This is a genomic window from Aliidongia dinghuensis (genome assembly GCF_014643535.1).
GTDB classification, from domain to species: Bacteria; Pseudomonadota; Alphaproteobacteria; order ATCC43930; family CGMCC-115725; genus Aliidongia; species Aliidongia dinghuensis.
The window spans coordinates 1-22,494 of sequence record NZ_BMJQ01000022.1; the positions used below are offsets into that span (position 1 = coordinate 1).

Sequence of the window (22,494 nt, forward strand, 5' to 3'; positions counted from 1 at the left end):
CTTGCGGCGTCAGCCGTGCATTCTTGTGAATGTTCATCCAGGGCTCCAGGAACGTGCGCTTCGGTGTGGTAACCACAGCTTCACTGCCCGGACCTGGATGAACAACCTTCATAGCTTCGACATCTAGAGCGCGCCGGAGGATCTCGCCACGTTCGAGGAGGGCCTGCGAAGAGCGGGGCTGCCGGAATGACATGCGAAGCTCAGAGGAAGCCCCATTGGACTCACAGCGGAGAGCCGTCATCGATCGCTCGATGACGGCGTGAAGCGACGGCTCCGTCGCGGGCAGCCGGCCGGATCGCCTCAGGCCCGGTCACCTCAGGCCCGGTCACGTCAGGCCCGGTCACGTCAGGCCCGGTCGCCTCGGCCTGGATCCGTGCCACGATATCGGCGGCGCGGCGCGCGTCGTCGACGATGCGCTGCAACAGCTCACGCACCTTGCCGAGATTGGGTTCAGTACGATCGAGCCAGCGCAAGCTGGTTTCGCCGTTCATTGCGATGGCGCTCAGCGGCTCCGTGATCTCGTGAGCAATTGATGCTGCGAATTCACCGAGGGCCGAATTCTGCGCCTTAGGCATGCTTTCCATCTCTACCTCGCGGGATCCGCACTCGTCTTTGGTTCCCCGCCCCTCGTTCCCGGTTCGCATCTTTCCAGGCTCCAAAGACATCTTTCCGCCATTTGCCGTCTGCCCAGCGCTATTCGAGAACGGACTTGAGGGCGGCAATCGCCTGCGCAATGGCACCGCGGGCCGCCGGCGTGTCGGCCAAGGCATTCAGCATGACGAAGTCGTGGATCGTGCCGTTGTAGCGCGTGCTGGTAACGCGCACGCCGGCCTGCGACAGTTTTCGGGCGTAACTTTCCCCCTCATCGCGCAAGACATCGTTTTCTGCGACGATGATCACCGTGTCAGGCAGGCCCACCAGTTGGTCGACCGAAGCGGAGAGCGGTGCAGCTGTGATCTGGGTGCCCGCCCTCGCGTCGGGGAGATAGGCGTCCCAGAACCATTCCATGGCGCGCCTTGTCAGCCACGGCCCGTCCGCGAAGGTCGCATAGGAACCGGTGCTGAGATTGCCGTCCGTTACCGGATAGAACAGCACCTGGAGATCGATCTTGGGGCCGCGGCGTTCCTTCGCCATCAGGGTAACGGCGGCGGTCATGTTGCCGCCGACACCGTCACCGACGACGGCAAGGCGCGTCGGATCGACACCGAGCTGCGCGCCCTGTTCGACGACATGCTTCGTCGCGGCATAGATCTGCTCGATCGCCGTCGGATACCTCGCCTCCGGCGACCGATCGTAATCGATGAAGAACAAGGCGACGCGGGCGCCGACCGCGATTTCCCGGATGAGCCGGTCATGCGTTTCGGCGTCACCGAGGATCCAGCCGCCGCCATGGAGATAGATCACCACCGGCAGCGGCTCGTCGGCCCCTTCGGGCCGAACAATCCGAGCCCGCACCGATCCCGTGGGACCGACAGGAAAGAGCGTATCCTCCAAACGTGCAGCCGGCTTGCCGACCCCGGCGGCCTGGATGTTGGCAAGGGCTCGCCGTGCCACGGCTGGCGAGAGCGTGTAGATCGGCGGATCGCCGGCGGCCAGCGCGTCGATGAACTGCTGGGTCACCGGCTCAAGAGAGGGTGCGTCGGCCAAGTCTGCGGTCTGCTGCAAGTCTGTGGACAAAATTGCCCCCGGCTCACGAAGAGTTCTTTGATCCTTGCAGCCATGGTGCATGCGGAGGCGCAGCGCTCCCAGCAAAACGCCGTGAATTCCTGTGATTTTGCGGAAGCGTTTGCGAAATGGGCCGAATGCTCGCGCGGAGCGGCCGCTACCGGCGTCGCGAGGCGAGTTCGTCCAGCAACGCGGTTGCGAGCCTGAGGTCGCCGGTCCCATGGCCCTCGCGGAAGCTCGCGTGGATCGGCCTCAGCAGATCGTGGGCTTCGCCGCCACGTCCCTGTTCCCGCTTCAGGCGGGCGAACGCGATGGCGGTCCTGAGCTCCCATCCCAGCGCTTCCTGCTTGCGGGCCAGCTCGAGCGATTCCTGGAAATGCTGCTCGGCCGCGTCCACCGCCGTCATGCCCCAGAGAATGACGCCCTTGATGCGGAGAAGCTCCGGGCTGTACCAGCGCTCCTCGCCGCGGGCAGAGCGCGCGATCGCATCGTCGATCGTCGCCAAGGCCTGGTCGTAGTCGCCGGCATCCGCCAGGCCCGTCGCCAGCGCGCCCAGAAACGCCGTCAGATATTGGACAAAGCTCGCCTGGCGCAGCTGGTCGACGCTCGCCCGCAGCCGCGGCAATCCGGTCGCGAGATCACCGCGCTTGATCAGCAATTCCCCGGCGAAGCAGCCGCCATAGGCATGCCAGATGTCGAATGCATCCCGCTGCGTGAGCTCGAGCAGCGTCGTCGTGTAACGCTCTGCCGCCGCGAGATCGCCGGCGAGCAGCGCCACCGGGCATGCCGCCTGGGCGAGGGCGTTGCACAGCGACAGCGTGTGATTGATCGAGAGCGCGTCGGCGATATTGATGTCGACGCAGCGGAGCGCCTGGTCCGGGTATCCCTGCAGCCAGAGAACCCGGCCGAGGGTCATCCGGGCCGTCACCCGCTGGTCGAATTGGAAACGGACCGCATGGGATCGAGAGACCGGCGCGACATAGCTTGCGAGCATCCGCTCGATGTGCCGTCTCGCCCCGGACTGGTCGCCGAGGAAATGCAGCGCCACCCCGGTCAACCGGTCACCGAGCAGCCGATCGTTGGCATCCGCCCGCGTTTCAGCCAGGTTCGAGAACCGCTTGGCAAGCGCCAGCGCGTCGCCGAACTCGCCTCTGTTGACGTGGGTCGCCCAGGTGCCCCAGAGCGCGCGCAACTGATAATCGGTGTCGCCCAGCGCTTCCGCGATGGCAAAGGCGGTCGCCCAGGCGGTGCCCGTGTCCCGCGCGGAGCCCGTCGTATACATCTGCGACCAGGCGACGGCGACATAGAGCTGCATCCGGCGCTGTTCGTCCTTGGCAGGCCCGGCCTCGAGCATGGCGAGCGCCCGTTCCGCGCCCGTGCGGCACTCCTCCATCAGCGACATTTCGAACCACAGCGGCACCGCGGCCACCGTCAGCGCCACGCCGATCGACGCGTCCCCCTCCGACGAAAACGCCCAGTCCAGCGCCGTGCGGAGATCGTCTATTTGAGACGTATGGACAGCCAGCCACTCGGCCGTCGGCTGCGTCTCCCAATCCGCCTTCGCCCGTTCCAGCTGGTTCCGCAGATATTGCGCGTGGCGCCGCGCCACCATCTGGAACTCGCCAGCCTCCTGCAGCTTCTTCCCGGCATAGGCGCGCGCCGTATCGGTCATGCGGTAGTGGACGGCACTGCCCCCGACATCCGCCCCGACCAGCGATTTGTCGACCAGATTGGCGACGCTTTCGTCCACCTCCGCCGCGGCAATGTCGGCGTCCTCGGCGACAGCGGTCGCCGCCTCCATCGTGAAACGCCCGGCAAATATGCCGAGCCGGCGCATGACGAACCGCTCCACCTCGGGGAGCAGTTCGTAGCTCCAGTCGAAGGTGGCACTCAGGGTCTGATGCCGCGGCAACGCCGTCCGCCGGCCGCGGGTCAAGAGCGCGAAGAGATTGTCGAGCCGGGCCGCCACCCCGCGCACGCCAAAGGCGTCGATGCGACCGGCCGCGAGCTCGATCGCGAGAGCGATCCCGTCGAGCCGCCGGCAGATCTGCGCCACGACCGGGACATCGGCATCGGTGAGCTCATAGCCGCCGGCACTTGCGCCCGCGCGCTCGACGAACAGCTGGATCGCGGGAAAGGTCAGGGCCTGGGCTGCGGTGAGCGTCGCCGACGCGGGGGGCGTCTCGAGCGGCAGCAGGCGTTGCACGCGCTCGTCCTCGGCCCTAAGCGGCTCGCGGCTCGTTGCGAGCACGTGCACGCCCGATGCTGCTTTGAGCACTTCCTCGGCCAATTCCGCCGCCGCTTCGACGACATGCTCGCAATTGTCGAGCAGGATCAGCATCTGCTTGTCTTTGAGGAAGGATGTCAGCGCCGGGTACGGGTTCTCCGAGCGGATGGCGACGCCGAGCACGGAGGCAAGCGCGCTCGGCACGAGCCGCGGGTCCTTGAGCGGCGCCAGATCGACGAAGCGTGCGCCGTCCTTGTACGACGCCTGCAGCTCGTCGGCGGCGGCGAGAGCGACCGTGGTCTTGCCGATCCCGCCGGCGCCGATGATCGTGAGGAAGCGGCTCCGCCTGAGCCGGCTCGACACCATGGCGACAACATCGGTGCGACCGATCGGCCTCGTCAGACGGCCCGGAAGATTGTGTCCCTTGGGCAGCGCTTGCGCCTGCACCGCCTCACAAGTGGACCGCGCGACCGCGGCCACGAAGCGATAGCCCCTGCCCGGCTCGGTCACCACGTAGTTTTCGCCAGTGCCACCTTCCGCGAGCACTCGGCGGAGTGCCGTGATCTGGGCGCGTAGATTGGACTCTTCGACCGTCACGCCGGACCAGGCGCGGGCCATGAGGGCATCCTTGTCGAGCAGTTCCCCGGCACGCTCGACCAGTGCCAAGAGAACTTCGAAGGCACGGCTACCGAGCGGAACGGCGTTGCCGTCCTGCAGCAGAAGATGCTGGCGCGGGATAAGACGGAACGGGCCGAACGAGAAGGTCAGCTCGGCAGATGCCGGAGCGCGGCCGCCCTCGCCGTCGTCCTGCCCAAATGCAGATGACCCCGTTGCAGATGCCCCAGTTACAGAGGACCGGGGAGGATCGTCTTTTCCGGCGCCTGTCATCTTGCGCGTAGCCCCTCCCAGTCTCCAGGCGCGCTCATGGTGATCCTGCCAGGAATAAGTTCCCGCTCAGCCTGGCGGCTGCAGAAAAAACGGAACAGATTTCGATATTTTCCTTACAGAGCGATACTGATTGCCATGCGGGTGGGTAATATCCGCCGCCAATCCACGCCATCTGCTTCTCCCAATTACAGTTGCACTCGACTCGGTCGAGCACAACCTTCGGCAGCGGCGGGGGAAAATTCGGAAGTTGCGCCGATTGACTGGTCATCATACGCGTCCGGCCCAGCATCGGGAAGCCTCCTGGCTTCTACTCTCGCAAGTTGATCCTTGGAGGGATGCCTGCCGCCGCCGATCGCGTTACCGCGGCGTCAGCGCACTCTCGACAAGCAGTCTTCCGTTCCAGCCAGCGGGCTATGCCTCTTTAGCGAACGGGTTCCGCAGCACTTGCGTCGGCATTGCCGCCGTACTGGCCGCGCTCAGCATGTCGATGAAGGCGCGCAGCGCGGCTGGAACCTGTCGCCGCCCGGGGTAATAGAGGAACAGCCCCTCGAAAGAGGGCGACCAGTCCTCCAGGACGCGAATGAGCTGGCCCGAGCGCAGGAACATTTCAGCCAGCGATTCGAGCGTATAGGCGATGCCCAACCCGTCAATCGCGGCGCGAATGGCCATGTCGGGGTTGTTGACGATGACCCGGCCGTCCACCGCGAGGCGCCGTTCCTCGCCAGCGCGGCTGAAGGACCATTCGTAGAGAGGGGCATCGGCGGCACGGCGATATTGGACGCAGCAGTGGCGGGCGAGATCGTCGGGCGTGCGTGGCGGACGCCGCAATGCGAAGTAGTTCGGCGCTCCGACGACCGCCACCCGCATCGGTCCCATGACCCGGACGGCGATCATGTCCTCCGCTGCCCGGTCCTTGGGCCCGATCCCGGCGTCGAAGCCCTTGGCCACGATGTCGATCGGCGCTTCACCGACCAGAAGCTCGAGATGGACGTCGGGATATGTCGAAAGAAAACGGCCCCAGACCGGCGCCACCACCGTCGCCGCGGCCAGGTGACTGGCATAGATGCGCAGGCGACCGAAGGGCTTGCGTTGTTCCTCGCCCAAATCCTCAAGGGCGCCGGAGATCTCGCTGATGGCCGGCCTCAGCCGTTCGAGCAGGCGATGGCCCGCATCCGTCACCGAAACACTGCGGGTCGTGCGATGCAGCAGCCGCACGCCAAGGCGGCTCTCGAGCTGGCGCATGGTGTGGCTTAGCGCCGATGGCGTCACGTCCAGCCGCGCGGCAGCCGCGCGGAAGCTCAGCTGATCGGCAACGGTGACGAAGGCGGCTAGATCCGCGAGATCTCCTCGGCGCATTGGTGAGTTTGCCTCAGCAGTGTATGCAGCACATAGGGAATTATCCCTTTGCGAGATGGTCAATAGCATTTCCCCCGCATCCCTCAAGCGGGCTCTCGCTTTGAGCGCCCTCTGCTCGGAAAGGAGGGAGCCATGCCGCAAAAGTTCGTCTGGCCCGAACTTCATGATGCTTTGCACGAGCGTCAGCCCTGGGGACTGCCGGGCATCGAGCCCCCGCTGCGCGAGGTGCTCGCTGATCCGCTCGTTCGAGCCGTCATGCGGAGCGACGGCGTGCCCCTTGCCAGGCTCGAAACTCTCATTGCGGACATCCGGCGGCGACGTCGCCACTGAGCGACAGCGACCGCAATTATGGGCAGAACGTCCGATGGAGCTCCGGCATCTGCGTTATTTCCTGGCCGTGGCGGAGGAGCTGAATTTCAGCCGCGCCGCTCAGCACCTGCACATCGCCCAGCCGCCCTTGAGCCAGCAGATCCGCCAGCTCGAGGACGAGCTCGGGCTCCAGCTGTTCGAGCGCGGCAGCCGGCCTCTGCGCCTTACCGAGGCGGGCCGCTTCTTCCACACCGAGGCGCGCCAGATCCTCGCCAAGCTCGACGCAGCAGTCGACGGTACCCGTCGCATCGCCCGCGGCCAGACGGGCTGGCTCGGCCTCGGCTATGTCGGCTCGGCCATGCATGTGCTGGTGCCTCCGGTACTGCGCCGTTTCCATGCCGAACATCCGGGCGTGGAGGTGTTGCTGTTCGAGATGCTGACGGCCGATCAGGCGGCGGCACTCCTCGACCGGCGGATCCATGTGGGCTTCGTGCGGCCCGCGATTGGACATGATGAGCTGGTCGAGGAACTGCTCTACGCCGAGCCCGTCGGGATCGCCGTGCCGGCTGACCACCCCTTTGCGTCGCGTGCCGGACTGCACATCGCCGAGCTCGCCGGCCAACCGATCGTACTCTTCGGCGGCCGTGCGGCGCGGGGCGTGGAAAGCGACTTCATCCTGTCCCTGTTCCGTCAGGGAGGGATCGAGCCGCAGGCAGTGGTCGAAGCGCAATCCATGGAATCTTGCCTCGGCCTGGTCGCGGCCGGCATGGGCCTGGCGGTCGTCTCTTCCGGCTACGGCCATGTCCCGCGGGCTGGCGTGCGCTTCGTGCCACTCACGGCGGCGCCCTCGATCCCGATGAAACTCGCCTACCGGCCGCAGGAGCGCTCGCCCGCGGTGCTCGCCTTCCTCAAGATCGTCCGTGAGGAGGTCTCGAAGACCAGGCGCATTAGTGAATTTCCCTCAGCAGAGTATGCAACACACATAGAATTATCGCCTGGCCCATTCGTCGGTACCATCCCTGCGATGTGAGAGGGCGCGCAAAGGGAGAAACCATGCCCGATGATGGAGGGACGGTTTCGCGGCGCCCGGCGGTGGCCGACGCGTCGGAGACCAGGCACGACACCGCAGATGAAGAGCTGAAAGGACAAAAGGCAGTTCTGCCGGGTCGGTCCCGGCGCCAGCGCTGGACACGGCCGCTTCTGTTCGCGCTGCTGCCGCTCGCCGTCATTGCCGGGGGCTACCGGTATGTCACCGGCGGGCAGATGATGTCGACGGACGACGCCTATGTCGAAGCCGAACGGGTCGGCGTTTCCACCGATGTGCCGGGCATCGTCCGCGACGTCGACGTCTCGGAGAACCAGCATGTCGAGACCGGACAGATCCTCTATCGTCTCGACGATCTGCCGTTTCGGCTGGCGCTCGAGCGTGCCGAGGCGCAGATCGGCATGGTTCGCAACAGTCTCGAGGCGCTGAAGGCGAATTACGCCGACGTCGGGACGCAGATCAAGCAGGCGCAGGACGATCTCGCCTACTACGATCGCGAATTCCACCGCCAGCAATATCTCAACAACCAGCACGTCGCCTCCGAGGCGACGTTCGACACGGCACGGCGGAACCTGCAGAACGCCCAGCAGAAGCTGGCGTCGCTGACCCGGCAGCTCGCTGGGGTCGCGGCGAACCTCAACGGCGATCCGAATGCGCCGATCGAGCAGCATCCGCGCTACCGCGATGCGCTGGCCCAGCGGGATGAGGCGGCCCGCCAGCTCGACCATGCGACCGTCCGGGCGCCGTTCGCCGGCATCGTGACGAATGTGCCGGCCATCGCTCCCGGCAAATATCTCCAGGCCTCGGCAACCGCCTTCTATCTCGTCGCGACAGATCACGTCTGGATCGACACGAGCCCGAAGGAAACGGAATTGACCTATGTGCGGTCCGGGCAGCCGGTCACGGTGACGGTCGACACCTATCCGGATGCCGAATGGCATGGCACCGTCGAGAGCATCAGCCCGGCGGCGGCCCAGGAGTTCTCCCTGTTGCCGGCGCAGAACACGAGCGGCAACTGGGTGAAGGTCGTGCAGCGCATCCCGATGCGCGTGCGGGTCGACACCAGCGACCAGACGCTGCCGCCGCTCAGGGCCGGGATGAGCGTCGAGGTCGAGGTCGACACCGGCCATCGGCGGGGCCTGCCGCATTTCCTCGGCGCGCTCTTCGGCGCTTCCAGGGATCATTGATGTCGGCGGAAGGGACGCCGGCGGTCGCCAATCGGGCGGCGATCACCGTTTGCGTGATCCTGGCCACGCTCATGCAGGCGCTCGACACGACCATCGCCAACGTGGCGCTCCCCTATATCCAGGGCAGCGTCGCGGCGAGCCAGGACCAGATCGCCTGGGTCTTGACCTCCTATATCGTCGCCGCCGCGATCATGACGCCGCCGACCGGTTATCTCGCCGGGCGGTTCGGGCTGAAGCGCCTGTTCCTCTTCTCGGTCGCCGGCTTCACCATCGCTTCGATGCTGTGCGGCATGGCACAGTCGCTGGTCCAGATCGTGTTGTTCCGCGTGCTGCAGGGCCTGTTCGGCGCGGCGCTCGTCCCGCTCTCGCAGACCACGCTGCTCAACATCAACCCGAAGGAGCGGCAAGGATCGGCCATGGCGCTCTGGGGCGTCGCCGTGATGGCCGGTCCGGTGCTCGGTCCGGTGCTCGGCGGCTGGCTCACCTCGGTCTATAGCTGGCGCTTCGTCTTCTACATCAACTTGCCGATCGGCGTTCTGGCCTTCCTCGGAATGTCGACGTTCCTCACCGAGACGAAGCGGAACGCCGCAGCGAAGCTCGACTGGTTCGGCTTCGGTACGCTGAGCCTCGCCATCGGCGCCATGCAGGTCGCGGTCGACCGCGGCGAACAGAAGGACTGGTTCGGCTCCGGCGAGATCGTCACCGAGGCGATCATCGCCGCTGCGGCCTTCTATCTGTTCCTCGTCCATACCTTCACGGCGCGCGCGCCGTTCGTCCGGCCGTCGCTGTTCCACGACCGCAACTTCACCGCCGGCACGCTGTTCGTCACGGTCGTCGGCCTCACCTACTACGCCTCGATGGCGCTGCAGCCGCCCTATCTGCAGGATCTGATGAATTACCCGATCGTCAGCGCCGGCCTTGTCATGGGGCCGCGCGGCGTCGGAACCATGGCCGCCATGATGGTCGTGGGCAAGCTGATCGGGCGGATCGACACGCGCCTGCTGCTTGGGATCGGCCTCGGGACCACCGCCTGGTCGTTCTACGCGATGACGGGCTGGACGCCCGATGTCGCACAGGCGACCATCGTCACGGTCGGCGTCATCCAGGGCCTGGGCCTGGGCTTCATCTTCGTGCCGCTGAGCCTCGTGACCTTGGCAACGCTCCCGGCGGCTACTCGCGCCGAAGGCGCCGGCCTCTACAGCCTGGCGCGCAATATCGGCTCCAGCGTCGGCATTTCGGTCGTGAACGCGCTCGTGACGCGGAACACCCAGGTCAATCACGCGACGATCGCGCCGCACGTCAGTGCCATCAATCGAGCCTTCGAGAACGCGGAGATCGCGCGATTCTGGAATCCGATGACCGCCGCCGGACGCGCCGCCCTCGACGCCATGGTGACCCGGCAGGCCCAGATCATCGCCTACATCGACGACTACAAGCTGCTGATGCTCGCAACCCTTGCCGTGCTGCCCCTCCTCCTCCTCTTCAGCAGACCGTCATCCGCCCCCTCGGGTGACGACCATGCCGCCGTGCTGGAATAGAGACCCCTGAACCATGCGTAACGCCCACAGGCTCCTTCTGGCGGCCCTTTTGGCGGCGGGCGCCGGCTGCACCGTCGGTCCTGATTTCGCCCCGCCCAAGGCCCCTCCGGCCGACCATTACCTGCCTGCCGAAGAAGCGGCAAACGGCACCGCGACGGCGACGCCGGCCATCGCTCTCGGAGAAAAGGTGACGGCGGACTGGTGGACGCTGTTTCATTCGCCCAGGATCGACGGGCTGGTGAAAGACGCGATCGCCGGCAGCCCCACGCTCGAAGGCGCCCGGGCGAGGCTTGCGGCCGCGCGCGAGACCGTCGCGACCGCCGCCGCAGCGCTTTATCCGCAGGTGAATTTCAATGCCGGCGTTACGCGGGAAAAGCTCAGCACGACAACGTTCGGGCTCAGTCCATCGCAATTCCCGCTGCCGCCGAACTTCAACGTTTTCCAGGTCGGCCCCAGCGCCAGCTATGCGCTCGACCTGTTCGGCGGCACGCGCCGGCAGGTCGAGGAACGGTCGGCGGAGGCCGACTATCAGCAGGACCTGCTGGACGCCGCCTATGTGAGCCTGACCGGCAACACGGCGCTCGAGGCGATCGATCTGGCCGAGGCCGCAGCCCAGCTCCGGGCGATCGACGACATTCTCGATATCGACCGCCAAAACCTGTCGCTCGTGCGCACGGAGCGTCAGGCCGGGTCGAAGCCGGACACGGACGTGGTCAGTGCCGAAAGCCAGCTTGCCGCCGACGAGACGCTGCGTCCCGGCCCGATGCAGCAGTCGAGCGTGGCGAAGCATGCGCTGGCCGTCCTGCTGGGCCGTCCGCCGGGCAGCTGGGCGCCGCCGGAGATCGACCTCGCGGCACTGGCACTGCCGGCCCAACTTCCGGTGAGCCTGCCCTCGGAACTCTTGCACCAGCGTCCGGACATCCTGGCAGCGGAGGCTGAGCTTCACGCCGCAAGCGCTCAGATCGGCGTCGCGACCGCGCAGGTCTACCCGTCGATCACGCTCTCCGCCAGCGCCGGCGTGGCGGGACTCGACCCGGGTCACCTCTTCAACCCGGCCGGGCTCATCTGGAGCCTGGCGGCGGGGCTCACCCAACCGGTCTTCGACGGCGGGATGCGCGAGGCCGAGCGGCAGGCGGCGCTTGCCGCCTTCAAGGCATCGGCCGCCGATTACCGGCAGACCGTGCTCCAGGCGTTCGGCCAGGTGGCGGACGTTCTCCAGGCGCTGGATCACGATACCCAGCTCCTGGCCGCCCAGCAGCGCGCCCTCGACCTCTCCTCCGAATCGGTGCGGCTGCAGCGCATTAGCTATGCCGGCGGCGGCACCGGCATTCTCGACCTGCTCGACGCTCAACGCCAATACCAGCAGGCGCGGCTGGGCTATGTCCGCGCCGGCGCGCAGCGCTATCGCGACGCGATCCAGCTGCTGGCCGCGATGGGCGGCGGCTGGTGGGATGCGGAGATCGCCACCGCCCAAACCGATGGGCCTCAACCCCTTGAAAAGCTTGGTAGGCCCGGCCGGACTCGAACCGACGACAACACCGTTATGAGCGGCGCGTTCTAACCAACTGAACTACGGGCCCCCAGGGCCGCGGAGTGTGCCCGCGCCATGGGGCAAAAGGCAAGTCCCGGGCCGCCGAGCCTTACGCATGGCCGCCCTCAGGCCCCAAGCGCTGCAAGCGCCGCCGTGAAGCGGTCGAGCTCATCCTCGGTCGTAAGGTAGCTGACGGACGCGCGCAGCACCTCGGCGAGGCCGCGCGCGTCCATGTCGAGCGGCGTATAGGCGCGGCCGTTGAAGCCGATGTTGATCTTCTGGGATGCGAGCGCCGCCTGGGCCCGCGGACCCGACCAGCCGTCGAGCGTGAAGGCGACAAGGCCCGAGCGCTCGACGCCCAGGTCGCAGAGCGCCACGCCCGGCAGTGCCGCGAGCCGGGCCCGGAGGCTTTCGGCGCGAGCCGCGATCGCAGCACGGATGTGGTCGACGCCGAGGTCGAGCGCATGGCGCACCGCGAGACCGAAGCCGATCCGGAGCGCCGGCGCGCATTCCGCCGATTCGAGCCGACGCGCACCCGGCTGCAACAGGGCGCCGCCAGGGCCGATCGGTGCCGAACGGGTATCGACGAACGCCGGATCGAGCCGTTCGGCGAAATCGCGCCGAACATAAGCGAAGCCGACACCACGCGGGCCGCGCAGATGCTTGCGCGCGGGTGCTACCAGCACATCGCAGCCAAGCTTGGCAACATCGACCGGCATCTGGCCCACGATCTGGGCCGCATCGATGAAATAGGGCACGCCCACCGCCCGTACGAGCCGCCCGACTGCAGCGGCCGGCTGGATCAGACCGCCGTTGGCCGGTGCCCAGGTGAGCGCCAGGAGCCGGACCCGTTCGTCGAGCAGGCCGGCCAAGGCCTCGAGCGAAATCTGCCCGTACTCGTCCGCCGGCACGGTCTCGACCGCGAGGCCCGCCCGCTCCAAGCACGCGAGATTGCCGCCCCATTCCGACCGGCCGACCAGCACCCGGTCGCCGGGCCGGAGCCGGAGTGCAGCGAAGGCCCGGCCCCAGCCGTCGGAATTGCCGCCGGTGAAGGCGATCTCGTCGGCCGCGGCACCAATGAGCGTCGCGATATCGGCGCGTGCCGCGTCAATCGCCCCGGCCGCGGCGGCGCCCGCTTCCATCGAGCCCAGCTCCGCCTCGCGACGGAACTGGGCCTCGATCCCGGCGAGCGTCGCCGCCGACAAGAGCGAGCTGCCGGCGTGATTGAGATGCAGCACCCGGTCGACGCCGGGTGTCTCGGCCCGCAGCCGCGCGATATCGAGCGTCATGACGCCTAGTCCTCAAGTTCCACGATGGCCTCGACCTCGACCGCCGCACCCCGGGGCAGCGAGGCGACGCCGACCGCGGCCCGCGCATGCCGCCCGGCTTCGCCCAGCACGGCGACCACCAGGTCGGAGGCGCCGTTGCCGACGAGCGATTGCTGCGTGAAATCCGGCGTCGCCGCGACGAACACGCCGAGCCGCGCCACCCGCCGCACGCGCGTGACGTCGCCCTCGACCAGGCGATCGATCTGGGCCAGAACCGCGAGCGCCGCACCGGCCGCAGCCGCCTGGCCCTGTTCGACCGAGAGCTCGGCGCCGAGCCGGGACGAGGGCTTAGCTCCTTCCACGGCCGGCGAGATCTGGCCGGAGATGAAGGCAAGGTTGCCGACGCGGGTCACGGGCACGTAATTGGCCGCGGGGGGCCGAGGCCTCGGGCAGACGGTGGCCCAGGCGCTGCAGCCGCTCGGCGATCGTATCGGTCATGTCGAACTCCGTCCCTTGGGATTACGAATGGCCGGATGGTAGGCCGCAGCGCGCCCGCCTGACCAATTCAAAGCACCGCCTCGACGGATGAATCAAACTCATCCATGGCCGCCTCTTCGGCCAGCCAGTCGACGAAGGCGGCGGCGGCACGGGTCGGCTTGCGCCGCGGCAGAATCAGCCACCAGGCAATGCCGGCATGGACCGTGAGGGTCAACGGCTGCACGAGCTGACCGGAGGCCAGCCGGTCGCGGACGAGCCGGTGCCGGCCGATCGCCACACCCTGGCCGTCGAGGGCTGCCTGCAGCACGATATTATAGTCGTGCAGCAGGCTGCGCCGCGCGGTCGAAAGGTCGAGCCCGGCCGCCCGGCTCCAGGAATCCCATTCGAACAGCGTGCGCGAATAGGAGAACAGGATCTCGTGACCGAGCAGGTCGGCCGGTGCGGCGATCGCCGGCCCGCGGACGATGAGCGCCGGGCTTGCGACCGGCGCGATCCGCTCGTCCATCAGCCGACGCGCCTCGATGCCCGGCCAATTGCCCTGGCCATAGCGGATGGCGAGGTCGGCGTCGCTTGTCTCCAGGTCGACGAGCCCGATCGCCGGATCGAGCATGAGCTCGATGCCGGGATGGCGCGCCCGAAACCGACCGAGCCGCGGCACCAGCCAATGGGTCGCGAACGAGGCCAGCAGATTGACGCGGACCGTCGCCTTGGCGGTCCGCGTCACCGCATCGGTGCCTTCGACCAGCAGATCGAACGCCGGGCGCACGCTCGCGAGATAGCGGGCACCGTCCGGCGTCAGGCTCACCGCCCGCACCTCGCGCCGGAACAGGGTCACGCCGAGGCTCGCCTCGAGCGTACGGATGTGGTGGCTGACGGCGCTCTGGCTGATCAGCAGCTCGTCGCCCGCCTTGCTGAAGCTTAAGTGCCGCCCGGCCGCCTCGAAGGCGCGAAGGGCGGCAAGCGGCGGCAGGCGACGGGGCATGGCTCCTCGGGCGAGGTTGGAACGACCGGGGCCGAGCTTATCCCGCTGTCATCGAACGCCGCTAGCCTTGCCCGGGCCGGATCGTCTAGGGTCCGCGCCGGAGTGGGGATTGAGGGCCATCGGTTGAGCGAAGGAACTTTGGACGGCACCGCGACCGGCGGCCGGCTGGCCGCGTTCATGGCGGGCCGGACCTACGACGCGCTCATGCGGCTGCCGATCATCCTCTACAACGGCTATGTGCTGGTACGCGAGCTGCGCGGCCTTGCGGCCTGGATCGCAGCCCAGCCGGCGCCCTTCGCCCCGACGCTCGCCGCCGCGGCCGTGCTCGCCTCGCGCGTGGCGCTCATCCTGTTCCTCGTGCTCCTGATCAGCTTCCACCTGGTGCGCCGGCGGCCGATCGGCAAGTCGCGCGGCTGGCGACCGCGACTCGTGGCGTTCCTCGGCGCCACGATGACGCTCGCCATGGTGCTGCTCGACCGTGCGCCAGGCTCGGTCCCGCGCGACATCGCCTCCGCCGTCCTGATCCTCATTGGCAACTACCTGTCGATCGTCGGGGTCCTGTCGCTCGGCCGCTCGCTCAGCATCATGCCCGAGGCGCGGCGGCTGGTGACGAGCGGCCCCTATCGCTTCGTGCGCCACCCGCTCTATGCCGCCGAGGAGATCGCGATCCTGGGCGTGTGGCTGCAGTTCATGAGCTGGCCGGCGACGGCCATCCTCCTCGGCCATCTGGTGATCCAGCTCTGGCGCCTCGGCTATGAGGAGACGGTGCTGCGCGAGCATTTCCCGGAATATGACGCCTATGCCCGGCGCACCGCGCGCCTGGTGCCGGGCGTTTACTAGCGCGGATCGGAGGACGACGCATGGCACGGACGGCTTTGCTGGTGGCAGCCGCGATCGTAATCGTGAGCGTGGCGCTCGTCATGCTGCTGCGGCCGACCGCGCATTATCCGGTCGCCCGGATCGCCGCACCCGACGGGGTCGCCCTCAGCTTCCTGCAGGAGCAGGTGCAAAGCGAGGCCGACTGCCAGGCGGCAAACCGGCGCGTGACCGAGGCGATGCTGGCGAACTGCAAGGAATGCAGCCTCGCCGAATCCCGCTGCGCCAGTGAGGCGCCCAAGGAACTCGCGGCAAGCACGGCCGGTGCTGAGGACATGATCGCCGCCAAGGGCCTGCGCATCGTGATCGCAGCCCCGCCCGAGGCCGCCCACGCGCTGTGCCGGACGCTCGCGGCCGGGATCGCAGCAACGGACGCGACCGCGCGCTGCCTGCCGGCTGCAAACTAACCGGGCGACGAACTAATCCGCCTGCGCCGACCCGGTAAGATTCTCCAGCAACGCCTTGTGGAACGCGTCGGGGTCCTGGATCTGCGGCGCGTGGCCGAGCGTCGGGAACTCGACGAGCTTGGCCTTGGGGATGAGGTCGACCGCACGCCGGCCCAAGGCCGGGTAGTCGCCGAGCTTGGCATGGACCTCGGGCGGGGCCAGGTCCTTGCCGACCGCCGTCGTGTCCTTGTCGCCGATGAACAGCACCGTCGGCGGCGCCAGCTTGTCGAGCTCGTAGAGCACGGGCTGGGTGAAGATCATGTCGTAGAGCAGGGCCGAGTTCCAGGCGACGAGCTCGCGCCCCGGCCCACGATACATGCCAGCCAGCATGTCGACCCAGCGGCCGAACTCGGGCCGCCAGTCGCCGGCATAATAGGTCGCCTGCTCATAGGCGCGAATACCTTCGGCGCTGGTCTTGAGCTCGCGCCCGTACCATTGGTCGACGCTCTGCCACGGCACGCCGATCGCCTTCCAATCCTCAAGCCCGATCGGGTCGACCAGCATCAAGCGGCTCACCTGCCCCGGATACATGAGCGCATAGCGCACCGCGAGCATGCCGCCGGTCGAATGGCCGATCAGCACCGCCCGATCGATGCCGAGCGACTGCAGCAGCGCGTTCGTGTTCCGCGCCAGCTGCTGGAACGAATACTGATAATGCTGCGGCTTGGTCGACTTGCAGAAGCCGATCTGGTCGGGCGCCACGACGCGATAGCCGGCATCGCTCAGCACGCGGATCGTCGCTTCCCAGGTCGCGGCACAGAAATTCTTGCCATGCAGCAGCACCGCCGTGCCGCGCGCCTCCCCCACCGCCGGCACGTCCATGTAGGCCATGTCGAGCTTGACGTTCTCAGACTGGAACGCGAAGCGCTTGACCGGATAGGGATAGTCGAAATGCTCGAGGGTTGGGCCGTAGGCAACCTCCTTCGGCGCGGCGGCGTCGGCCGCCGGCGGCAGAAGCAACAGCAGCAGAAGGAGCAGGAAGCGGCGGAACGGCATGGAGGAGCGACCCGGCAGACGAAGCGGCAATACCAACATGGGTCAGACGAGCGTCGCGCGGAAGACCCGGAGATAGTTGCCGCCCAGGATGCGGCCGGCTTCGTCCGGATGAAAGCCTTCGGCGAGGAGGGCGCGGGCGAGATCGGGCAGCTGGTCGTAATTGGCGAAGGCGGCGGGCGAAAGCAGGCCCAGCATGTCGCTGCCGAGCCCGACATGGTCGACGCCGACCACATCGGCCATGCGCGCCATGCCTCGTGCCAGTGTCGGAAGATCGGGAAATTCGGTCGTGGGCGGCCAGATGCCGATGACGCCGCCGGTCGCGGCGACGAGGCGTGCATGCTCCGGCGTGATGCGCCGGGTCCAGGCGAGCTGCCGGGTCGCGAGCGAGGTGTGCGACAGGAGCAGCGGCTTGGTCGTGACGTCCGCTGCGCGCTTCACCAGATCGTACGTGCCGTGGGCGATGTCGACCACGATGCCCCGCTCGTTGCAGCGGCGGATCACGTCGGCACCGAAATCGGTGAGCCCGCCATGGACCGCCGGTTCGGTCTGGATGTCGCCGAGCTCGTTCACCCGATAATGGGTCAGCTGCAGGTGACGCAGCTTATGCGCCTCGTAGGCCTCGTCGACCCGGTCAAGCTGGCCTTCGAGGAAATCCGCCCCTTCCGACGCGATGACGACGGAGGGCCGCTCGGCGCTCGCCGCATCGAGCGAGGCGCGGTCGGTGATGATCGCCAGCCCCTCCTCGGCGACCAGGCGATGGGCGCGGGCGAAGGTATTGTGGCTCCAGGCATAGAGCTCGCCCGGCGCCGGCTCGCGATAGGGCCGGATCCGCCGGTCGTCGATATGGGTCGCCGGTGCGTCGGCGACGACGGCGAGCGAGATGATCGCCATGCCGCCCGCCCGCATGGGGGCGGCGATGGGTAGGAACGGCCGTTCGACGCCGTTGCGGCCGAGGATGATGCGACCGGCATGGCTGTGCAGGTCGGCCGGCGCGGTCTGGCGTAGCACTTCCGCAACCGCGGCCTCGTCCGGCGCGGCAGGCGTTGATGGTGTCGGGCTGGCTGCGGTCGTTACAACCGGCGCCGGCGCGCAGGCGGCGAGCCCCAGGAGCGCCCCGGCCGCGAGCAGGCTGCGCCGGCTCGGCAGCAACGGCACCACCGGCTCGACCGCGACAAGCCGCGCGTCGCGCAGCTGGTACCGCCAGCTGTCCGGCTCGCCCCTCTGCCGATGCCAGCGTCCGACGAGCCGCACCGCACATCCCTCGGCCGGCACGGCCTCGGCCGTGAACACTTCGACCGCCGCCAGCGGATCGCGGGGCCAGCAGCCGACGCAGCACATCGGCTCGGCCAGCAGCAGGAAATAATCGTGGCGGTCGTTCGGTTCGGGCGGCGCCATGAAGCCCATGAGCTCGACCTCGCGGCCATCGAGCCGGTCAGCCGCCGCCGTCGCAATCTCTGTCCAGTCGACCGTCGCCGCCAAGATGCTGCCTCCCGGGATAACCTTCGGTGGCGATCTTACGGCATTTCAGCGGCGGATATCCCCTGTCGCGGCCCTCGCGCCGTACAAGTTACCCCCCATCCGTCATGTACGGGCTCGACCCACGGCCATGACGCAGGAGAGGCTGCGCTGCCCTTCAAACCAAAAGGGCCGGTCTTTCGACCGGCCCTTCCGAGTTTCCTCAAGTATCGAGGAAGCTCCTGAGCTTCCGCGACCGGCTCGGGTGCTTCAGCTTGCGGAGCGCCTTCGCCTCGATCTGGCGGATGCGCTCGCGGGTGACCGAGAACTGCTGGCCGACCTCTTCCAGCGTGTGATCGGTGTTCATGCCGATACCGAAGCGCATCCGGAGCACGCGTTCCTCGCGGGCGGTGAGGCTCGCCAGCACGCGGGTCGTGGTCTCGCGCAGGTTCGCCTGGATCGCGGCGTCGAGCGGCAGGACCGCGTTCTTGTCCTCGATGAAGTCGCCCAAGTGGCTGTCTTCCTCGTCGCCGATCGGCGTCTCGAGGCTGATCGGCTCCTTGGCGATCTTCAGGACTTTGCGGACCTTCTCGAGCGGCATCATCAGCTTTTCGGCCAGCTCTTCCGGCGTCGGCTCGCGGCCAATCTCGTGCAGCATCTGGCGCGAGGTGCGGACCAGCTTGTTGATCGTTTCGATCATGTGCACCGGGATGCGGATCGTGCGCGCCTGGTCGGCGATCGAGCGGGTGATCGCCTGCCGGATCCACCAGGTGGCGTAGGTCGAGAACTTGTAGCCGCGCCGGTACTCGAACTTGTCGACCGCCTTCATGAGGCCGATGTTGCCCTCCTGGATCAGGTCCAGGAACTGCAGGCCGCGGTTCGTGTATTTCTTCGCAATCGAGATGACGAGGCGCAGGTTCGCCTCGACCATCTCCTTCTTGGCCCGGCTCGCCTCGCGCTCGCCGCGCTGCACGGTCGCGACCACCCGGCGGAACTCGCCGATCGGCAGGCCGGTCTCGGCCGCCACCTCGCTGATGGTCTTGCGAATGTTCTCGGCCTCGGTCACGTGCTTGGTCAGGAAAGTCTGCCAGCCCTTGCCCGACAGGGTCCGGATCTTGTCGAACCAGTTCGGGTTGAGCTCGCTGCCGAAATAGTGGTTCAGGAAGTCCTGACGCTTGACGCCGTCGGATTCGGCGAGGCGCAGCAGCTTGCCCTCGAGCGCGATCAGCTGGCGATTCAAGTCGTAGAGCTGCTGGACCAGCGTCTCGATCCGGCCGTTGTTGAGGCGGATGCCCTGCATCGCCTCGACCATCTCTTCCTTGTGCTTCAGGTACCGCTTCTCGGTCGCCTTCGGCAGCTCCTCGCCGGCCTGCGCCGCGTCGACCCGCTCCTGATGGAGCTTGGCGAGCTTCTTGTAGATCTCGGCGATCTTGTCGAAGGCCGCGATGACGGTCGGCTTGAGCTCGGCCTCCATGGCGGAGAGCGAGATCGACGCCTCCTCGCCCTCGCCTTCGCCGCCCTCGCCGCCTTCAGCTCCCTCGATCTCGCCCTCGGGCTCATCGCCCTCAGCCTCGACCGCGACCGGCTCCTCGCCCTCTTCGCCCTCACCCTCGCCCGGAAAGGCGCTGCCGTAGGTGGCGTCGAGATCGATGATGTCGCGCAGCAGGATCTTGCTGTCGTTCAAGGCGTCGCGCCAGCCGATCACGGCGCGCATGGTGAGCGGGCTCTCGCAGATGCCGCCGATCATCATCTCGCGGCCGGCCTCGATGCGCTTGGCGATGGCGATCTCGCCCTCGCGCGACAGGAGCTCGACCGAGCCCATCTCACGCAGGTACATGCGCACCGGGTCGTCGGTCCGGCCGATGTCCTCGTCGTCGAGGTTGCCGTTGACGCGCGACTCGCCGTCGCCCGAATCGTCGTCGACGGGCGCCGCCGGCTCCTCGGTCTCCTCGGCCTCGACGACATTGATGCCCAGCTCCGAGAGCATGGTCATCGTGTCCTCGATCTGCTCGGAAGAGACCTGGTCCTGCGGCAGGGCGGCATTGAGCTCGTCGTAGGTGACGTAGCCGCGCTCCTTGCCGCGCGCGACCATCTTCTTGACGGCCTGCGCCATGCTGTCGACGATCAGGCTCTCAGCGGCCTCATCGCGGTTTTCGTTGACCTCTGCCGTATTCGCCGCTTTTGTCGCCATCTTCAACCCAGTCCTAACAAATACTCGAGGGGCCCCGGGTCTCGCCGCCCCACCCTCGAGACCGGCCGAGCCGGCTCGTCGATCCGCCGCGGGTCCCTGGCCGTCCGGTACGGCCGCGCCCCGCTCACCGCCCCGCCGTCACCGGCGGAGTCGAAAACTCAATGCCGACCGGACGACACCCATCCGGCTGTCGTCCCGTCGAATTCGGCCTGTTCCATGCGCTCGATTTCCGCCTGCTCCTGCAAGGCCATGATGCGAGCCCAACTGGCCTCTGTCGGCTCCGTCTCGAACCGACGCACGGCTGCTTCGAGCTCCTGCGCCCGCGCCAGATGACCGCGCCACAGGCTGACCGCCTGGAGCCAGCCCAGTCGGGTCGTCTCCCGATCCGCCGGCTCCGCGAACTGCGCGTGGGCGAGAACCTGCTGGCCGAGCAAACGCTCCACTTCCCGGACAAAGCCGTGGTTGCTGAGGTGATGCTGAAGACTCGCGGCGTCAAGTCCAGAAATTGCCGCGTGGACGTTTAAAATCTCGCGGCGCAGCTTGTCAAGGTCCGGCGCGGTCAGGGGCAGGTGTGCAAATTCCTCGACATGCTCGTCGAGCAGCTCGGGATTTGCCAGCACGATTGCCACCAGCAACTCCTGCCGCCGCCGCTCGACCGCCTGGGTGGCCTGAGCAAGGCGCGCCCCTGAAACCGGCTCCGGCGCCTGCAACCGCACCCGGCCGTCCCGGCCCAAGCTCCGGCGGCCGGACGCCGCGCGCTGCGAGCGCCCCTGCTCGTAGAGCTTGTTGCGGAAGAAGAACTGGTATTCGCGCTTCAGCCCCTCGTCGGCGATCGCGGCCGCCCGCGCATTCAGGCGATGGGTCAGGTCCGCGCGCCGTTCCGGCGTATCGATCGGCCGCGCCGCCAGCTCCTGGGTGAACAGCACCTCGGCGAACGGCGTCGCGCCGTCCAGCACCGCCTGCATGGCGGCGGTGCCCTGACGGCCGATCAGGCTGTCCGGATCCTCGCCCGCCGGCAGCACGGCGAACTTCAACGACCGGCCGGCCTTCAAGAGCGGCAGCGCCCGGTCGAGCGCGCGCGTGGCGGCCCGCTGGCCGGCGGCATCGCCGTCGAAGCACAGCGTCGGCTCCGGCGTGAGCTTCCAGAGCTCCTCGAGCTGCTCCTCGGTCAGGGCCGTGCCAAGCGGGGCGACCGCCCCCTCGAACCCCGCGCGATGGAGCGCGATCACGTCCATGTAGCCTTCGGTCACGACGAGCGTCGCCCCTTTGCCGACGCCGGCGCGCGCCCAGCTCAAGCCATAGAGCACGCGCCCCTTATGAAAGAGCGGCGTATCCGGGGAATTCAGGTACTTGGGCTTGGCGTCACCCATGACGCGGCCGCCGAAGGCGATGACGCGGCCGGCGCGGTCGAGGATCGGGAACATGACCCGGTCGCGGAAATAGTCGAAGCTGTCGCGTCCATCCTCAGGCTTCTTGACGAGTCCCGCCTCGATCAGCATCGACTCCGGGAACTCACGCAGCAGGAACTGCTTCAGAAGCCCCTGCCCGCCCGAGAAGCCCGGCGCATAGCCGAGCCGGAAGCGCTCGATCGCAGCGCGGTCGAGCCCGCGTCCTTCGAGATAGGCGCGCGCGGCGGCACCGGCGTGGCTATCGAGCTGGGCCTGGAAGAAGCCCGCCGCTGCCTCCATGACCTCGACCAGCGTCTTCTGCTTGACGACCCGCTCGCGCTCCTGCGGTGAGGCGCGCGGTACCTCGAGGCCGGCCTCGCCGGCCAAGGCCTCGACCGCCTCGAGGAAGCCCAGGTTCTGCGACTGCATGACGAAGCCGATCACGTCGCCATGGGCACCGCAACCGAAGCAGTGGAAGAAGCCCTTCTCCTCGTTGACCGTGAAGGACGGCGACTTCTCGTTATGGAACGGGCAGAGGCCGCTGTACTCCCGCCCCTTCTTGACGAGCCTGACCTTGCGCCCGATCACGTCGGGCAGCGAGATGCGGATACGAATCTCGTCGAGGAAGCCGGGCGGGAAGGCCATGGC

18 protein-coding genes, 1 tRNA gene and 1 pseudogene are annotated in these 22,494 nt (G+C 67.6%); 7 read left to right on the top strand and 13 right to left on the bottom strand.

Annotated features, from left to right (window positions below):
- The 5 genes from IEY58_RS34495 to IEY58_RS29770 all read right to left on the bottom strand — a co-directional run.
- On the bottom strand, positions 1-193 hold a 193-nt coding region (locus IEY58_RS34495), incomplete at its 3' end, for a hypothetical protein (RefSeq protein WP_229744058.1).
- 28 nt (positions 194-221) lie between these two features.
- Positions 222-584, bottom strand: coding sequence for a histidine kinase dimerization/phospho-acceptor domain-containing protein (locus IEY58_RS29755; protein ID WP_189051814.1), 363 nt, complete (start codon positions 582-584; stop codon positions 222-224).
- Positions 585-693: 109 nt separating this feature from the next.
- Positions 694-1,752, bottom strand: a complete 1,059-nt coding sequence (locus IEY58_RS29760; RefSeq protein WP_229744059.1) for an alpha/beta hydrolase — start codon at positions 1,750-1,752, stop codon at positions 694-696.
- Between the two features lie 70 nt (positions 1,753-1,822).
- Positions 1,823-4,780 carry an ATP-binding protein gene (locus IEY58_RS29765; RefSeq protein ID WP_268237600.1) on the bottom strand — a complete coding sequence of 986 codons (2,958 nt, stop codon included), beginning with the start codon at positions 4,778-4,780 and terminating at the stop codon, positions 1,823-1,825.
- Between the two features lie 411 nt (positions 4,781-5,191).
- Positions 5,192-6,199, bottom strand: a complete 1,008-nt coding sequence (locus IEY58_RS29770; RefSeq protein WP_229744060.1) for a LysR family transcriptional regulator — start codon at positions 6,197-6,199, stop codon at positions 5,192-5,194.
- Between the two features lie 69 nt (positions 6,200-6,268).
- On the opposite strand from IEY58_RS29770, the gene IEY58_RS29775 reads away from it, so the two are divergent.
- From IEY58_RS29775 to IEY58_RS34850, 5 genes and pseudogenes are all read left to right on the top strand, one after another.
- Positions 6,269-6,466, top strand: coding sequence for a hypothetical protein (locus tag IEY58_RS29775; protein ID WP_189051816.1), 198 nt, complete (start codon positions 6,269-6,271; stop codon positions 6,464-6,466).
- 34 nt (positions 6,467-6,500) lie between these two features.
- Entirely contained in the window at positions 6,501-7,475 is a 975-nt protein-coding gene (locus tag IEY58_RS29780; protein ID WP_189051817.1) for a LysR substrate-binding domain-containing protein, read from the top strand.
- A 23-nt stretch (positions 7,476-7,498) separates the two neighbouring features.
- Entirely contained in the window at positions 7,499-8,677 is a 1,179-nt protein-coding gene (locus IEY58_RS29785; RefSeq protein ID WP_189051818.1) for an HlyD family secretion protein, read from the top strand.
- Entirely contained in the window at positions 8,677-10,215 is a 1,539-nt protein-coding gene (locus IEY58_RS29790) for a DHA2 family efflux MFS transporter permease subunit (protein ID WP_189051819.1), read from the top strand. The genes IEY58_RS29785 and IEY58_RS29790 overlap by 1 nt, the downstream gene beginning before the upstream one ends.
- Before the next feature lie 13 nt (positions 10,216-10,228).
- A pseudogene (locus IEY58_RS34850) lies at positions 10,229-11,599 on the top strand (efflux transporter outer membrane subunit); the annotation flags it as partial.
- A gap of 119 nt (positions 11,600-11,718) precedes the next feature.
- On the opposite strand, the gene IEY58_RS29800 reads toward IEY58_RS34850, so the two are convergent.
- The 4 genes from IEY58_RS29800 to gcvA all read right to left on the bottom strand — a co-directional run bounded on the left by IEY58_RS29800 (position 11,719) and on the right by gcvA (position 14,494).
- Positions 11,719-11,795: transfer RNA gene (locus IEY58_RS29800), tRNA-Met, on the bottom strand.
- Positions 11,796-11,871: 76 nt separating this feature from the next.
- Entirely contained in the window at positions 11,872-13,035 is a 1,164-nt protein-coding gene (locus tag IEY58_RS29805) for an aminotransferase class V-fold PLP-dependent enzyme (protein WP_189051820.1), read from the bottom strand.
- Positions 13,036-13,040: 5 nt separating this feature from the next.
- On the bottom strand, positions 13,041-13,433 hold the full coding sequence (locus IEY58_RS29810) for a RidA family protein (protein ID WP_308422460.1): 393 nt from the start codon (positions 13,431-13,433) through the stop codon (positions 13,041-13,043).
- A gap of 146 nt (positions 13,434-13,579) precedes the next feature.
- Positions 13,580-14,494 (bottom strand): transcriptional regulator GcvA, encoded by a 915-nt coding sequence (gcvA, locus tag IEY58_RS29815; RefSeq protein WP_189051821.1) that lies wholly within the window; start codon positions 14,492-14,494, stop codon positions 13,580-13,582.
- Positions 14,495-14,617: 123 nt separating this feature from the next.
- On the opposite strand from gcvA, the gene IEY58_RS29820 reads away from it, so the two are divergent.
- Together IEY58_RS29820 and IEY58_RS29825 are read left to right on the top strand one after the other, a co-directional pair.
- Entirely contained in the window at positions 14,618-15,334 is a 717-nt protein-coding gene (locus IEY58_RS29820) for a methyltransferase family protein (RefSeq protein WP_189051822.1), read from the top strand.
- Positions 15,335-15,354: 20 nt separating this feature from the next.
- The gene (locus IEY58_RS29825; RefSeq protein ID WP_189051823.1) at positions 15,355-15,777 is read left to right on the top strand and encodes a hypothetical protein; all 423 of its coding nucleotides are present in this window, start codon (positions 15,355-15,357) and stop codon (positions 15,775-15,777) included.
- A gap of 12 nt (positions 15,778-15,789) precedes the next feature.
- Here the strand turns inward: IEY58_RS29825 and IEY58_RS29830 are convergent, their stop codons facing one another.
- From IEY58_RS29830 to dnaG, 4 genes are all read right to left on the bottom strand, one after another.
- On the bottom strand, positions 15,790-16,812 hold the full coding sequence (locus IEY58_RS29830; protein WP_229744062.1) for an alpha/beta fold hydrolase: 1,023 nt from the start codon (positions 16,810-16,812) through the stop codon (positions 15,790-15,792).
- A gap of 42 nt (positions 16,813-16,854) precedes the next feature.
- Positions 16,855-18,291 carry a dipeptidase gene (locus IEY58_RS29835; RefSeq protein ID WP_229744063.1) on the bottom strand — a complete coding sequence of 479 codons (1,437 nt, stop codon included), beginning with the start codon at positions 18,289-18,291 and terminating at the stop codon, positions 16,855-16,857.
- 199 nt (positions 18,292-18,490) lie between these two features.
- Positions 18,491-20,458, bottom strand: a complete 1,968-nt coding sequence (gene rpoD / locus IEY58_RS29840; protein WP_189051825.1) for an RNA polymerase sigma factor RpoD — start codon at positions 20,456-20,458, stop codon at positions 18,491-18,493.
- A gap of 158 nt (positions 20,459-20,616) precedes the next feature.
- The gene (dnaG, locus tag IEY58_RS29845; protein WP_189051826.1) at positions 20,617-22,491 is read right to left on the bottom strand and encodes a DNA primase; all 1,875 of its coding nucleotides are present in this window, start codon (positions 22,489-22,491) and stop codon (positions 20,617-20,619) included.
- Positions 22,492-22,494: the final 3 nt, after the last annotated feature.